This is a genomic window from Methyloversatilis discipulorum (assembly GCF_000385375.1).
Lineage (GTDB): Bacteria > Pseudomonadota > Gammaproteobacteria > Burkholderiales > Rhodocyclaceae > Methyloversatilis > Methyloversatilis discipulorum_A.
Genome location: NZ_ARVV01000001.1, coordinates 3,564,244 through 3,578,102 on the forward strand (window position 1 = coordinate 3,564,244; position 13,859 = coordinate 3,578,102).

Sequence of the window (13,859 nt, forward strand, 5' to 3'; positions counted from 1 at the left end):
TCAGTGAAGGTCGCGCGACGGCGACGAAAAGTAATCGGTCAGACCGGCCATCAGGCCGGCATCGGCGGGATCGGTTTCGATCACGCGGGCAAAGCCCTGTTCGCGTGCCTGCTCGGCAATGCGCGCGTGCGGCGCGAACAGCGGCAGCGCGCGCAGCGCCTCCGCGCAGTCCAGGCCGGGCAGCGCCAGCAGGTTACGCAGCGACTCCGACGAGGTGATGGTCAGCGCGTGCAGGGCGTCGCGTCGTACCGCTTCGCACAGCGGCGCGCCATCGCGCGGCGGCACTCGCCGGTAGCAGGTGACGTGTTCGACCGTCGCACCGCGCGCGCGCAGCGTGTCGCCGAGCAGTTCGCGGCCACCGTCGCCGCGGAAGATGAGCACCCGGCGCCCGGCCAGCGCGGTCGCCGACAGTTCGGGCAGCGCCAGCAGCGCCTCGGAATCGAAGCGGCCCTGCTGCGGCACGAGCACGCGGGCGATCCCGCGCGCGCGCAGCGCCTGCGCCGACTGCTCGCCCACCGTGGCGGCCGGCAGTTCTGCCGGCCAGGCACGCCGCGGCAGAATCAGGTCGAGTGCGTGACAGACGGCGTTGGCGCTGACGAACACCGCAAGTGCCGCATCATCCAGCATCGCCGCGGCCGCTGCCACCGCTCTCGTATCAGCAAGCGGCTCGATATCGATCAGCGGAAACTCGAAGGGGGTACCGCCGGCGGCGCGGATCGCGTCGCTGAGCGCAACCGCCTGCGCGCGCGGGCGGCTGACCAGCACGCCGCGTCCGCTCAGCGCGCCGCGCGGATTCATCGTCCGGCCAGATCGTCGAGGATGGACTGCGCGCCGTCCGCCAGCAGGGCCTCGACACAGATCGCCGCCAGCTCATCCGGCTGCGCGATGTTGCCGCGCGCCTCGGCCATCGCGATGCGCGAACCATCGGGCATCGCGACGCGCGCGCGCAGCCACAGCGCACCGCCGTCGGGCACGCAGTAGGCCGCCAGCGGCACTTCGCAGGAACCGGCCAGCGCGCGCGACACCGAACGTTCGGCGCGGACGCAGGCTTCGCTGGTGCCGCACACCAGCGGCGCCAGCCAGGCCGCCACTTCCGGCCGCGACGACAGCGCCTCGATGCCGAGCGCGCCCTGACCGGCTGCCGGCAGCGACAGTTCGACCGGCAGCAGCGAGCGGATGCGATCGCCCAGCCCGAGTCGCTTGAGGCCGGCCGCGGCGAGGATGATCGCGTCGTACTGGCCCTCGTCGAGCTTGCGCAGACGGGTGTCCAGATTGCCGCGCAGGCTGCTGACCGCCAGATAGGGGAAGTTCGCGCGCAACTGCGACTCGCGCCGCAGGCTGGAGGTGCCGACGACGGCGCCCGGCGGCAGTTCGTCGAGACTGGCGTAGCGCGACGACACGAAGGCGTCCTGCGGCACTTCGCGCTCCAGCGTGGCGACCAGCGCGAACTCGTCGGCCAGCGTCATCGGCACGTCCTTCATCGAATGCACGGCGAGGTCGGCGCGGCCTTCGAGCAGGGCGGTTTCCAGCTCCTTGACGAACAGACCCTTGCCGCCGACCTTGGCCAGCGGGCGGTCGAGAATCTGGTCGCCGCGCGTGGTCATGCCGAGGATGTCCACGGTCGTACCGGGGTACAGCGATGACAGTCTGTCACGCACGTGTTCCGCCTGCCACATGGCGAGCCGCGACTCGCGCGATGCGATCACGATGCGCCCGGGCTTCGGGTAAGCTTGGGTTTCCTGCTGCGGTACCGACTGCGCGCGATCCGCCGCAATGAGGTCCGCCGGGCCGGCCGGATGATCCATATGGAAAATAGGCGTGTGGTGATCAGTTAGGTGAACACACCGCGCGCCAGCGTGTGCGAGTGCCTACAGGCAGCGCGCGAATCGGCCCGAATTCTAGCAGCCCCGGATGGAACATCGCATCGCCTCAGCCAGAGCAGGCCGGCGGCGCGCATGAATCAGACACTCATTCAGGACCCTCTTCGAGGAAGGATTGCCAGTGAATCAACAGGCCCAGACGCCGGTTGCGGTGCACGATCGCGCCACGCACGACAAGGACCAGCCGCTGTTCGACGACATCCGCCTGCTCGGCCGCATGCTCGGCGACGTGGTACGCGAGCAGGAAGGCAGCCGCATGTTCGAACTGATCGAGAACGTGCGCCAGCTGTGCGTGCGCTTCCGCCGCGACGACGATCTCGACGCACGTGCCGAACTGGCCAAGCTGCTGAATGGCCTGTCGGACGACGACACCATCATCGTCGTACGCGCATTCAGCTATTTCCTGCACCTGGCCAACATCGCCGAAGACCAGCACCATATCCGCCGCGCCCGCGCCCATGCCATAGCCGGCGACCCGCCGCGCCCGGGCACGCTGGCCAACGCGCTCGCCAAGGCGCTCGACGCCCAGATCCCGGCCGAGGAAATCCTCGCCTTCTTCCGCGACGGACTGGTGGTGCCGGTGCTGACCGCGCACCCGACCGAAGTGCAGCGCAAGAGCATCCTCAGCCAGGAAATGAAGATCGCCCGCCTGATCGACGAACGCGACCGCATGCGGCTGACGCCGGAGGAACTGGACGAGCGCGACGAGGCGGTGCGCCGGACCATCACCTCGCTGTGGCAGACGCGCATGCTGCGGCGCACCCGGCTGTCGGTGGCCGATGAGGTGATCAACGGCCTGTCGTTCTACGACTACACCTTCCTGCGCGAACTGCCGCGCGTCTACAACGCGGTCGAGGACCAGCTCGAGGCGGCCTTCCCCGAGCACAAGCGCGAGATCGGCAGCTTCCTGCGCATGGGATCGTGGATAGGCGGCGACCGCGACGGCAACCCCTTCGTCACCGCCGACGTCCTGCGCGCCACGCTGCGCGTGCAGTCGTCGAAGGCGCTCGATTACTACCTGACCCAGGTGCACATCCTGGACACCGACCTGTCGCCGACCACGCTGCTGAACAACGTCAGCGACGAGCTGCGCGTGCTGGCCGCCACCGCGCCGGACAAATCGCCGCACCGCGAGGACGAGCTGTACCGTCGCGCGCTGGCCGGCATCTACGCCCGGCTGGCGGTCACCGCGCGCACGCTGGACCAGCACGAGGCGCTGTGGAAGGCGGTCGGTGACGCCGACCCCTATACCGACGCCGCGGAGTTCGTACGCGACCTCGACGTGATCCACGATTCGCTGGTCAGCCACAAGTCGGCACTGATCGCGCGTGGCCGCCTGCGCCGCCTGCGCCACGCAGCGCGCGTGTTCGGCTTCCATCTGGCGGCACTCGATCTGCGCCAGAACTCGGACGTGCACGAGCGGGTGATCGCCGAACTGCTGGGCAACGCCCACGTCTGCAACAACTACCTCGAACTGCGCGAGGAACAGCGCATCGAGGTGCTGATCAACGAACTGGGCACGCCGCGCCCGCTGACCGCGCCCTTCATGCAGTTCTCGGCAGAAACCGAGGGAGAGCTGGCGATCGCGCGTACGGCGGCCGAAATGCACAAGCTGTACGGCGAAGCGGCGCTGCCGAACTACATCATTTCGAAGACCGACGGCGTGTCCGACATGCTGGAAGTCGCGCTCATCCTGAAGGAAGTCGGCCTGCTCAATGTTCATGAGCGGCAGGCGGCGATGAACATCATCCCGCTGTTCGAAACCATCGGCGACCTGCGCAACGCGCCGCGCATCATGGACCGGCTGTTCACGATACCGATCTGGCGCGTGCTGCTCGATGCCCGCTCGACTACGCAGGAAGTGATGCTGGGCTATTCCGACTCGAACAAGGACGGCGGCTTCCTCACCTCCGGCTGGGAGCTGTACAAGGCAGAAACCAAGCTGGTGCAGGTGTTCAAGCGCCACGGCGTGCGGCTGCGCCTGTTCCACGGCCGCGGCGGTTCGGTCGGCCGCGGCGGTGGCCCGAGCTTCCAGGCCATCCTGGCGCAGCCAGGCGGTGCGGTGCAGGGACAGATACGCATCACCGAACAGGGCGAGGTGATCGCCTCCAAGTATTCCAATCCGGACGTCGGTCGACGCAACCTCGAAGTGCTGGCCGCGGCCACCTTCGAGGCGACGCTGCTGGGCAAGCGCGAAGCCGCCGCACCGCCGGAATTCACCGACGCGATGGAAGAGCTGTCCGGCTACGCCTTCAAGGCCTACCGCAACCTGGTCTATGAAACCCCGGGCTTCGAGAAGTATTTCTGGGAATCGACCGTCATCACCGAAATCGCCGAGCTGAACATCGGCTCGCGCCCGGCCTCGCGCAAGAAGGGGCAGAAGATCGAGGACCTGCGCGCCATCCCGTGGGTGTTCTCGTGGTCGCAGTGCAGGCTCATGCTGCCTGGCTGGTTCGGTTTCGGTTCGGCGGTGAACGAATATCGCGCCCAGCACGCCGACGGCATGGCGCGGCTGCAGGCCATGGTGCACGAGTGGCCCTTCTTCGCCACGCTCATTTCCAATATGGACATGGTGCTGTCGAAGACCGACATCGCGATCGCCAGCCGCTACGCCGAACTGGTCGAGGACGAGGCGCTGCGCACCGCCATCTTCACGCGCATCCGCACCGAATGGCAGGCCACGCTGGACGCGGTGCGCCAGATCACCGGCGCACCGGAACTGCTGTCGACCAACCCGCTGCTCGCGCGCTCGATCCGCAACCGCTTCCCCTACATCGAGCCGCTGAACCACCTGCAGGTCGAACTGCTGCGCCGCTTCCGCGCCGGCAACCGCCACGAACGTACCCGCCGGTCGATCCACCTGACCATCAACGGCGTGGCGGCCGCGTTGCGGAACAGTGGGTGAAGCAGGGGTTTCGCGAAGCACCGCTTCGCGCCTGCGGAACCGGACGGCTGTGCAACGCCGTCCGTGGACGATGAGGTGAGGGTTTCGCCGAGCACTGCTCGCCGCCCGTCGAACCGGTCGGCCTTGCAGGGCCGACCTCAGCCCCGCTCCGTCCCCCGGATGTCGGCGAACTCCGCCCTGACCTGCGCCCATTGCCGCCGGCTCACCGGCAGGCGTTCGTCCAGGCCCCTCAGCACGACCGCCCAGTGTCCTTCGGCGCCATCACGCACGTGTTCGAAGCCGACCACGGCGTCGCGCGCCACCAGGCAGTTGCGGTGTATGCGCACGAAGCGCCGGGCGAATTCCTGCTCCAGGGCGGCCAGCGCTTCCTCAAGCAGGTATTCGCGTGCAGCGGTGCGCGCCGTCACGTATTTCAGTTCGGCGCGCAGATAGAGGATGTCGGCCACCGGCAGCAGCAGGATGCGGCCGCGTTCGCTGCACGACAGCTGGGTGCGCCCGGCCTCAACCGGCTGTGCCCGCCGCTCGGGTACCCGGCGCAGCGCGTCGAGCAGCCGGTTTGCGCGCACCGGCTTCATCAGGTAATCGACCGCCTGCAGTTCGAAGGCGCGCACGGCGTACTGGTCGTAGGCGGTGCAGAACACGAGTACCGGCGGCCGCGGCAGTGCCGCCAGGCGCGTCGCCAGTTCGACACCGTCCATGCCAGGCATGCGGATGTCGACCAGCGCAACGTCGGCCTGATCGTCGGCAGCCAGCGCGGACAGACGTTCCAGCGCCTCCTGTCCGTTCGCCGCCTCGCCGACTACCCGGTTCGGCAGTTCGGCCTCGATGTCGGACAGCAGCGCGCGCAGTCGCAGGCGGGCCGGGGCTTCGTCGTCGGCGATGAACACACGCAGCATGCTCAGGCCCCCACCCGGTACGGAAAGCGGATGCGCACGCGGTACAGGCCGTCCTGTTCGCCTGCTTCCAGTTGCGCTTCGAGGTCGAAGAACAGCATCAGCCGCTCGCGGATGTTGTCCAGCGCCATCCGGTTGCCGCTGCCGTGACCGCTGGCGCCGTCGCGCGGCGGCGCCGGATTGTCGATTTCGACCACGACGTCGCCACCGGCGCGCTGCACGCTCACCCTGACCTCGCCGTTGCCGGCCAGCGGCTCGACGCCGTGATACACCGCGTTCTCGAGCAGCGGCTGCAGCATCAGCGGCGGTACCCGTGCGTCAGCCGGGCAGCCGTCGGTCTGCCAGCGGACGCCCAGGCGGTCGCCCAGGCGCAGCGTCTCCAGCGCGATGTACTGGCGGCACAGCGCCAGTTCGTCGCCCAGCGTGACCAGATCGCGGTTCTCGCGCATCAGCACGCGGAACAGGTCTGACAGCTCCTCCAGCGCGCGCTCGGCCCGGCGCGGGTCCTCGCGCATGATGCCGAGCACGGCGTTCAGGCTGTTGAACAGGAAGTGCGGCCGGATCCGCGCCGACAGCGCCATCAGCCGCGCCTGGGCGATGGCCGGACCGAGCGCGCGCTCCTGTACGGTGAAGTAGGTCATCACGGCGGCGGCCGCCAGCAGCGCCCACGCCGCCTCGCGCACCGGCCAGGACGGCAGCGAGTCGACATCCCAGCCGCCGAGCGCGGTAGTCGCCAGCACGCTGCCGAGTGCGACCACACCGGTCAGCGCCCAACCACTGCGCGCACGGAGCCGCGCGAACAGCGGCGCAGTAAGGTAGAGCAGCAGCAGCGACAGAATCAGCGCCGGCTCGACCCGCGCCGCCATTTCCGCCGCATCGAGCGGCAGCGTGTCCCAGCTGCGGTTGCGCGCCAGCAACGCCAGCGCCGCCAGCGCATTGACCAGCAGCACGGTGCGCAGCATCACGCCGAGATTGCGCCAGTCAGGTGCGCGCGCCGGCCTCATGTCAGCTCCCATGCCGGACGCACGCCGGCCGGCGCGTCGGGCTTTGCGCCCCGCTGGCCTATAATTGACGGTTTCCCGCAGCGTGCCGAACTTCTTTCCATCATGAGCGCATCTTCGCAGTCCGAGCCGACCAAGGCGTGGTCAGGCCGTTTTTCCGAGCCCGTGTCCGATCTGGTGAAGCGTTATACCGCTTCGGTGTTCTTCGACCAACGCATGTGGCGGCAGGACATCCGCGGCTCGCTGGCCCATGCTGCCATGCTGGCAAAGCAGGGCATCATCGCGCAAGCCGATCTCGATGCCATCCGCTCGGGCATGGCACAGATCACGCAGGAAATCGAAGCCGGCCAGTTCGACTGGAACCTCGACGACGAGGACGTGCACCTCAATATAGAGAAGCGCCTGACGGCGCTGGTCGGCGACGCCGGCAAGCGCCTGCACACCGGCCGCAGCCGCAACGACCAGGTGGCGACCGACATCCGCCTGTGGCTGCGCGACGCGATCGACACCATTCTCGCGCTGATCGCCGACTTCCAGCGCGCCGTGCTCGACCTGGCCGAACACCACGCCGCCACACCGCTGCCCGGCTTCACCCATCTGCAGGTCGCGCAGCCGGTCACTTTCGGCCACCACCTGATGGCCTATTTCGAAATGCTGCGGCGTGACGCCGAGCGCTTCGCCGACTGTCGCAAGCGCACCAACCGGCTGCCGCTCGGTTCGGCCGCGCTGGCCGGCACCACCTTCCCGATCGACCGCGAATTCGTCGCCGCCGAACTGGGTTTCGACGAAGTCTGCTTCAACTCGCTGGACGCGGTGTCCGACCGCGACTTCGCGATCGAATTCTGCGCCGCCAGCAGCCTGCTGATGACCCACCTGTCGCGGCTGTCGGAAGAGCTCATCCTGTGGATGAGCCCGCGCGTCGGCTTCATCGATCTGGCCGACCGCTTCTGCACCGGCTCGTCCATCATGCCGCAGAAGAAGAACCCGGACGTGCCGGAACTGGTGCGTGGCAAGACCGGCCGCGTGAACGGCAGCCTGGTGGCGCTGCTCACGCTGATGAAGGGCCAGCCGCTGGCCTACAACAAGGACAACCAGGAAGACAAGGAACCGCTGTTCGACACCGCCGACACGGTGATCGACACGCTGCGCATCTACGCTGACATGATGGGCAGCACGACCGCCGCCGACGGCACGAAAGTGTTCAACGTGCGGGTCAAGGCCGAAGCGATGAAGAGCGCGCTGCGGCAGGGCTACGCCACCGCCACCGACCTCGCCGACTGGCTGGTCAAGCGCGGCCTGCCCTTCCGCGACGCGCACGAGGCGGTGGCCCGCGCGGTGCGTCTGGCCGAACAGAAGGGCTGTGACGTGTCGGACCTCACGCTGGACGAGCTCAAGTCCTTCTCGCCGCTGGTCGATGAATCGGTGTTCGCGGTGCTGACGGTCGAAGGTTCGCTGTCCGCCCGCAACCACATCGGCGGCACCGCACCGGAGCAGGTGCGCGCCGCCATCGGCCGCGCCCGCGCGCGGCTGGCGACCGGCTGAACGGGAGAAACCGCTTGAAACCGACAGGCATCACACGCACCGGAGCGACCGCGCGACGCCTGTCACCGGCCCCACGCTGACATGGACCTGCTCGGCAAGTACCGCATCCAGCGCCTGCTCGGCGAAGGCGCCACGTCCAAGGTGTTCCTCGCGCACGACCCTTTCGGCCGGCGCGACGTGGCGATCAAGATCGTCGCCCGCGGCGACGATACCGGCGCCAGCGGCAGCAAGTCCGAGCGCTATCAGCGCAAGTTCTTCGTCGCCGAGGCCTCGCTGGCGGGCAAGCTCACGCACCCGCACATCGTGCAGATCTACGACGCGGTGGCCGACGCCGACCCGGCCTACATCGTGATGGAATACGTGCCGGGCGGTACGCTGGAACCCTACATCTCGCCCGACCGGCTGCTGCCGGTCGGCGACGTGCTCGAAATCATCTTCAAGTGCTCGCGCGCGCTCGACTTCGCGTGGCGGCTGGGCGTCATCCACCGCGACCTGAAGCCAGCCAACATCATGCGGGTCGAGGACGGCGCCGCCGTCGGCGGCACCAATGTGAAGGTGTCGGACTTCGGCGCCGCGATGTCGGTATCGGCCACCGAAACCCAGGTGTCTGGCGTCGGTTCGCCGGCCTACATGAGCCCGCAGCAGATCAAGGAACACCCGCTCAATCACCAGACCGACATCTTTTCGCTGGGCGTGGTGATGTACCAGCTGCTGACCGGCCAGCTGCCGTTCCAGGGCAGCAACAATTTCAGCATGATGTACCAGATCACGCACGCCGATCCGGTGCCGCCGTCAGCGCTGCGGCCCGAATTGCCGCCGGTGCTGGACGACATCGTGATGCGTGCGCTGCAGAAATCGCTGGACGACCGCTACCCGAGCTGGGACGCCTTCTCCTTCGACCTCGCCGAGGCCTTCCGCACCGAGGCGCAGCGCGACCACGGCAACCGCATCGCCGACAGCGAAAAATTCAATTCGCTGCGCCGGCTCGCCTTCTTCCGCGATTTTTCCGACGTCGAGCTGTGGGAGGTGGTGCGTCTGGGCGAATGGCACCGCGTGGCCGGCGGCCAGATGCTGCTGCGCGAAGGCGACCCGGGCGACGGTTTCTTCATCATCGCCGAGGGCGAAGTGAAGGTGACAAAGGGACGCAAGCTGCTCAACGTGCTGTCGGCCGGCGAATGCGTCGGCGAGATGGCCTGGCTGACGCCCGAGCGCGGCACCCGCGGCGCCGACGTATCCACCCTTTCCGAGGCGGTGGTGATCCACCTCGCCAACGCGGCGCTCGAACACGCGTCGGAAGCCTGCCGCCACCGCTTCGATCGCGCCTTCCTGCGCATCCTGGTCGAGCGGCTGTCGCTGGCCAACCAGCGCCTGACCGGTGTCTGAGCGGATGCAGACAGCTGCGCCGCCGCCGCCCGACGCACCGACACCCGGCAGTTCGCTGGGCCGTTATCAGCTCAGACGCATCATCGGCCGCGGCAGCACCAGCACCGTCTGGCTGGCATGGGATCCGCAGGCGCAGCGCGAAGTGGCGATCAAGTGCATCGACCCCGACGTGCTGAACGACCACGCGCGCGGCCGGCTGCACCGCAATCTGCTGATCAACGAAGCGTCGCTGGCCGACAAGCTGCAGCATCCGCACATCGTCGCCATCCACGACGCCGTGGTGACCGGCGATCAGGCCTATATCGTGATGGAGTACGTCGCCGGCGGCACGCTGGAGGCGCACGTGCAGCGGCCGGGGCTGCTGCCGGTGGAGCGCATCGTCGAACTGATGTTCAAGTGCACGCGCGCACTCGACTACGCCTGCCAGCTGGGCATCACGCACCGCGACATCAAGCCGGCCAATATCCTGCTCACCCGCGACGGCGAACTGAAGCTGACCGATTTCGGCGCGGCGCTGTTTACTGCCAACGAACGCACCCAGGTCGAGGGCGTTGGCTCGCCGGCCTACATGAGCCCGCAGCAGGTGCGCGAGATGCCGTTGAACCACCAGACGGACATCTATTCGCTGGGCGTCGTGCTCTACCAGCTGCTGGCCGGCGAGCTGCCCTTCCAGGCGAGCAACAAGTACAGCCTCGTCTACCAGATCATCCACGTCGAACCGCCTCCGCCCTCGGTACTCCGTCCGGGCCTGCCGCCTGCGCTCGACGCCGTCGTGGCGCGCGCGATGCAGAAGGACATCGCGCTGCGCTACGCGACCTGGGCCGAGTTCACGCACGACCTCGCTCAGGCTTTCCGCAATCGCCGGCTCAAGCCGCGCGAGGACGAATCCGGCGCAGCGGAGCACTTCCGTTTGCTGCGCACGCTGACTTTCTTCAATGACTTCAGCGACGTCGAACTGTGGGAGGTCGCCCACTTCGTCCGCCAGGAGCGCGTCGCTGCCGGCACGCTGCTGATGAAGGACGGCGAACAGGGTGACCGCCTCTGCGTGCTGGTCGAGGGCGAACTGTCAGTGTGCAAGTCGGGCCGCACGCTGAACATACTGACCAGCGGCGAATGCTGCGGCGAAATGTCGGTGATCGCCCGTCGCGACCGCAAGCTGCGCGCCAACGACGTGCAGGCGAACACCGACAGCCTGCTGTTCGCGATCGACGGCGAACGCATCCGCCGCGCCTCGGAAACCTGCCGCATGCGCTTCTACGAAGCCTTCCTGCAGGTGCTGGCCGCACGCCTGTCGTCGGCCAATATGCGTCTGGCCGACAGCTGGGGCGGCGGCGAATGAACGCGGTTGCGACACGGATTGCCGCTGCGCTCGGCGTCGGCTGCAGCGCAGTGGCCGAGCTGGCGCCCGGTCGTACGCGCCGTGCGCTGAGGATCGACACTGGCGACGCTCCCCTTTTCGTCAAGCTGCTGCCGGCCGATCGGGCGGAGGTGTTCGCAGCCGAGATGGAGGGACTGGCGCTGCTGCGCGGTACAGGCTGTTTCCGGGTGCCGGCCGCGCGCGGCAGCGGCACCGCCGACGACGTTGCCTGGCTGGCGCTCGAATGGCTGGACCTGAAACCGGTGTCCACCGACGACGACGGGCGCGCCTTCGGCAAGGCGCTGGCAGCGCTGCACGAAGTGCACGGTGACCTGTATGGCCTGCCGCGCGACAACTGGCTCGGCGACAGCCGTCAGGAGAACGGCACGTCCACCACCTGGCCACTCTTCTATGCGCAGAAGCGCCTGCGGCCGCAACTCGAACGACTGATCGCCGAAGGCATGCGCGGCGAGCTGATACGCAACCTGCAGGGCATCGTCGAACGCGTACCGGCCCTGTTCCTCGAGTATCGCCCGGCCCCCTCGCTATTGCATGGCGACCTGTGGCACGGCAATGCCGGCATGGTCGGGGACCAGCCCGCCGTGTTCGACCCGGCTGTGCATTACGGCGATCGCGAGGCGGACTACGCGATGACGGAACTGTTCGGAGGCTTCCCGATCTCGATGTACGCCGCCTATCAGAAGAGTGCCCCGCTGGACGCTGGCGCTGCATCCCGACGCGGTCTTTACCGGCTGTATCACCTGCTGAACCACACCTTGCTGTTCGGCAGCGCCTACCTGCGGGAAACCGAACGCACCGCAGCACGACTGCTGTCGGAACTGCGCTGAGAGCGCCCTTGCGCGGCATCTGACGCAGCGCACTGCGACCCCTGCTGTTTTATGAACGTACGTTCACATCTCATTGTTTAGGCGAAGAAATAATCCGGAAAAGTTTTTGTGTGCAGTGCAACAAAAACATGTTGACATCACGTCGACCATCCCTATAATCGTGTTCATGGTGCAGCGCAATACGAACCCTTGGGGCAAGTATTGAGTCGCACGATTTAGGTGACCTCGTGGGTGTTCCCGGTTTTACCGCCCGGTCGTGGTCGCTCTTTCAACTAAATGTACGGAGATAACCACCATGGCCTTCACCCCTGAACATTTCGCCGCCGCCAACAAGAACGGCATCGAAGCCCTGCTGACCCTGGCCAACACCGCCTTTGCCAGCACCGAGCGCCTCGCCGCTCTGAACCTGAACACCGCCCGTTCGCTGCTGGAAGACAGCGTCGCGAACGCCAAGACCCTGATGGGCGCCAAGGACGTGCAAGAGATCGTGTCGCTGCAGAGCGGCCTGGTCCAGCCGGCGATCGAGAAGGTCGTTGCCTACTCGCGCAGCGTCTATGAAATCGTTTCGCAGACCCAGGAAGAGCTGAGCAAGGTTGTCGAAGCTCAGGTCGGTGAAGTCAACAAGGCTGTCACCTCGACCCTGGATCAGGCCGCCAAGCAAGCCCCGGCCGGTTCCGATGTCGCCGTCGCCGCTGTCAAGTCGGCCATCGCCGCCGCCAACAGCGCCTACGACAGCATGGCCAAGGCTGCTAAGCAGGCCGTCGAAATGGCTGAAGCGAACGTGAACGCCGCCACCTCGGCGACCGTGCGTGCCGTCGGCGCCGCCAGCACGACCGCGAAGAAGAAGGCTGCTGCCTAAGTCTTCACGAGCAGTCTGAAAAGAGCCCCGCCTTGTGCGGGGCTCTTTTCGTTTACGCGACTGCAGCGCGTTTCAGTCGGGAGTCATCACGAAACCGCTCACGTCGCCCGCCACATTGACGCCGTAGCCGGCGATCTGACCTCTGTCATTGATCGCTCGCGCCAGCGCCAGGCGACGCCACCCCGCCCGCCGTACCTCCGGCAGGTCCTCGAGCACCGTCAGCCTCTCCGTGCCAAGGTCATAGAGCACCGCGCGCCCGCCCTGTACGCCGACCACCTGCCCACGATTGTTGATGTCATAGGGCTCGAACGGAATCTCTATCGTCGTGCCCTGCACCTCTCCCGGTCCGGCCGGCGTCCATACGAAGCCCCGCCCGTCGAACACGCCAACGACCTGTCGCTGGTCGTTGATGCCGCGTGCCTCGCCGCTCGTACTGGCCGGCGCCGACAACTCGCCAACCCGATGACCACGTCCGGTGGCCGGATTCCATAACCAGGGCGGATGCGGCGTGACGTATGCGTGCCCCGCTACCCAGCCCAGCGGTCCGACGGCGCGCGCCATGCCGGAGCCGGCAAGATCAGACGGCAGAGGCGTGATGCCTCGTAAGGGCTGCGAACTGCCGTACTGCCAGCTGAAGGCAATGTCGACCACGAAGGAGCGACCCACTTCCTCGCGGAAACCGCCGACAGCGTCGCCGGCCTGATTCACGGCGAGCAGTTCGCTGCTGAGCACGCGCCGGCCCGGAAACTGCACAGCCTCGACCTCGCCGCCGGACCAGACGACGGCGATCTTCCGGCCGCCGCCGCTCGTCTGGCAGTGTCCGACGACGAGACCCGCGTCATTGATGCCGGCGGCAGTGCACGCCCTCGTGCCCGCGTGCAGCGGCAGAGGCGTCAGACCGGCGCCCCGCCGCCAGACGAAAGCGCGATTGCCGTCGGCATCGCTACCGTAGCCGACCACATCCCCGCCTTCGTTGATGGCGTAGGCCTCGCTGAAGTGCGGACCACCGGGCAGGTCACCGAGATCGTCGATCTGCCAGCACCCGGCCAGCAAAACCGCAAGCGTGAGCACTGCACAGGCTCGCGTCGCCGACAGGCGATTCATCGAACACTCTCCACACGAAAATTCCGCGCGAATAGTGAATCGTCGTATCGACGGTGTCGACCGGTTCTGCTCCCCGGCCGTGACAGG

At 67.4% G+C, this 13,859-nt stretch carries 11 protein-coding genes; 6 read left to right on the plus strand and 5 right to left on the minus strand.

Annotation, left to right across the window (positions count from 1 at the left end; all coding sequences use genetic code 11):
- Both METRZ18153_RS0116570 and hemC read right to left on the minus strand, forming a co-directional pair.
- Positions 1-798 carry a uroporphyrinogen-III synthase gene (locus METRZ18153_RS0116570; protein WP_020165790.1) on the minus strand — a complete coding sequence of 266 codons (798 nt, stop codon included), beginning with the start codon at positions 796-798 and terminating at the stop codon, positions 1-3.
- On the minus strand, positions 795-1,805 hold the full coding sequence (gene hemC / locus METRZ18153_RS0116575; RefSeq protein ID WP_020165791.1) for a hydroxymethylbilane synthase: 1,011 nt from the start codon (positions 1,803-1,805) through the stop codon (positions 795-797). The genes METRZ18153_RS0116570 and hemC overlap by 4 nt, the downstream gene beginning before the upstream one ends.
- A gap of 196 nt (positions 1,806-2,001) precedes the next feature.
- Between hemC and ppc the strand changes: the two genes are divergently transcribed.
- Positions 2,002-4,785 carry a phosphoenolpyruvate carboxylase gene (gene ppc, locus METRZ18153_RS0116580; RefSeq protein WP_020165792.1) on the plus strand — a complete coding sequence of 928 codons (2,784 nt, stop codon included), beginning with the start codon at positions 2,002-2,004 and terminating at the stop codon, positions 4,783-4,785.
- Positions 4,786-4,922: 137 nt separating this feature from the next.
- Here ppc and METRZ18153_RS0116585 read toward each other — a convergent pair whose 3' ends face one another.
- Together METRZ18153_RS0116585 and METRZ18153_RS0116590 are read right to left on the minus strand one after the other, a co-directional pair.
- Positions 4,923-5,681 (minus strand): LytR/AlgR family response regulator transcription factor, encoded by a 759-nt coding sequence (locus METRZ18153_RS0116585; RefSeq protein WP_020165793.1) that lies wholly within the window; start codon positions 5,679-5,681, stop codon positions 4,923-4,925.
- Between the two features lie 2 nt (positions 5,682-5,683).
- A complete protein-coding gene (locus METRZ18153_RS0116590; protein WP_020165794.1) occupies positions 5,684-6,682 on the minus strand; it encodes a sensor histidine kinase in 999 nt (332 codons plus the stop codon).
- Between the two features lie 102 nt (positions 6,683-6,784).
- Here METRZ18153_RS0116590 and argH point away from each other — a divergent pair, with 102 nt between their 5' ends.
- The 5 genes from argH to METRZ18153_RS0116615 all read left to right on the plus strand — a co-directional run bounded on the left by argH (position 6,785) and on the right by METRZ18153_RS0116615 (position 12,668).
- Positions 6,785-8,221 carry an argininosuccinate lyase gene (argH, locus tag METRZ18153_RS0116595; RefSeq protein ID WP_020165795.1) on the plus strand — a complete coding sequence of 479 codons (1,437 nt, stop codon included), beginning with the start codon at positions 6,785-6,787 and terminating at the stop codon, positions 8,219-8,221.
- Positions 8,222-8,302: 81 nt separating this feature from the next.
- The gene (locus tag METRZ18153_RS0116600; RefSeq protein WP_020165796.1) at positions 8,303-9,604 is read left to right on the plus strand and encodes a protein kinase domain-containing protein; all 1,302 of its coding nucleotides are present in this window, start codon (positions 8,303-8,305) and stop codon (positions 9,602-9,604) included.
- Positions 9,605-9,608: 4 nt separating this feature from the next.
- Complete coding sequence (locus METRZ18153_RS0116605; protein WP_020165797.1) at positions 9,609-10,943, plus strand: protein kinase domain-containing protein; 1,335 nt, start codon at positions 9,609-9,611, stop codon at positions 10,941-10,943.
- The gene (locus tag METRZ18153_RS0116610; protein WP_020165798.1) at positions 10,940-11,809 is read left to right on the plus strand and encodes a fructosamine kinase family protein; all 870 of its coding nucleotides are present in this window, start codon (positions 10,940-10,942) and stop codon (positions 11,807-11,809) included. Before METRZ18153_RS0116605 ends, METRZ18153_RS0116610 begins: the two co-directional genes overlap by 4 nt.
- A 295-nt stretch (positions 11,810-12,104) precedes the next feature.
- Entirely contained in the window at positions 12,105-12,668 is a 564-nt protein-coding gene (locus METRZ18153_RS0116615; protein ID WP_020165799.1) for a phasin family protein, read from the plus strand.
- 72 nt (positions 12,669-12,740) lie between these two features.
- Here METRZ18153_RS0116615 and METRZ18153_RS0116620 read toward each other — a convergent pair whose 3' ends face one another.
- Positions 12,741-13,772, minus strand: coding sequence for a hypothetical protein (locus METRZ18153_RS0116620; protein ID WP_020165800.1), 1,032 nt, complete (start codon positions 13,770-13,772; stop codon positions 12,741-12,743).
- Between the last annotated feature and the right edge of the window lie 87 nt (positions 13,773-13,859).

Excerpts from the sequence above, each read along its gene's own strand:
- METRZ18153_RS0116570 (WP_020165790.1), bottom strand. The coding sequence starts at position 798 with ATGAATCCGCGCGGCGCGCTGAGCGGACGCGGCGTGCTGGTCAGCCGC.
- hemC (WP_020165791.1), bottom strand. The coding sequence starts at position 1,805 with ATGGATCATCCGGCCGGCCCGGCGGACCTCATTGCGGCGGATCGCGCG.
- METRZ18153_RS0116585 (WP_020165793.1), bottom strand. The coding sequence starts at position 5,681 with ATGCTGCGTGTGTTCATCGCCGACGACGAAGCCCCGGCCCGCCTGCGA.
- METRZ18153_RS0116590 (WP_020165794.1), bottom strand. The coding sequence starts at position 6,682 with ATGAGGCCGGCGCGCGCACCTGACTGGCGCAATCTCGGCGTGATGCTG.
- argH (WP_020165795.1), top strand. The coding sequence starts at position 6,785 with ATGAGCGCATCTTCGCAGTCCGAGCCGACCAAGGCGTGGTCAGGCCGT.
- METRZ18153_RS0116600 (WP_020165796.1), top strand. The coding sequence starts at position 8,303 with ATGGACCTGCTCGGCAAGTACCGCATCCAGCGCCTGCTCGGCGAAGGC.
- METRZ18153_RS0116605 (WP_020165797.1), top strand. The coding sequence starts at position 9,609 with ATGCAGACAGCTGCGCCGCCGCCGCCCGACGCACCGACACCCGGCAGT.
- METRZ18153_RS0116610 (WP_020165798.1), top strand. The coding sequence starts at position 10,940 with ATGAACGCGGTTGCGACACGGATTGCCGCTGCGCTCGGCGTCGGCTGC.
- METRZ18153_RS0116615 (WP_020165799.1), top strand. The coding sequence starts at position 12,105 with ATGGCCTTCACCCCTGAACATTTCGCCGCCGCCAACAAGAACGGCATC.
- METRZ18153_RS0116620 (WP_020165800.1), bottom strand. The coding sequence starts at position 13,772 with ATGAATCGCCTGTCGGCGACGCGAGCCTGTGCAGTGCTCACGCTTGCG.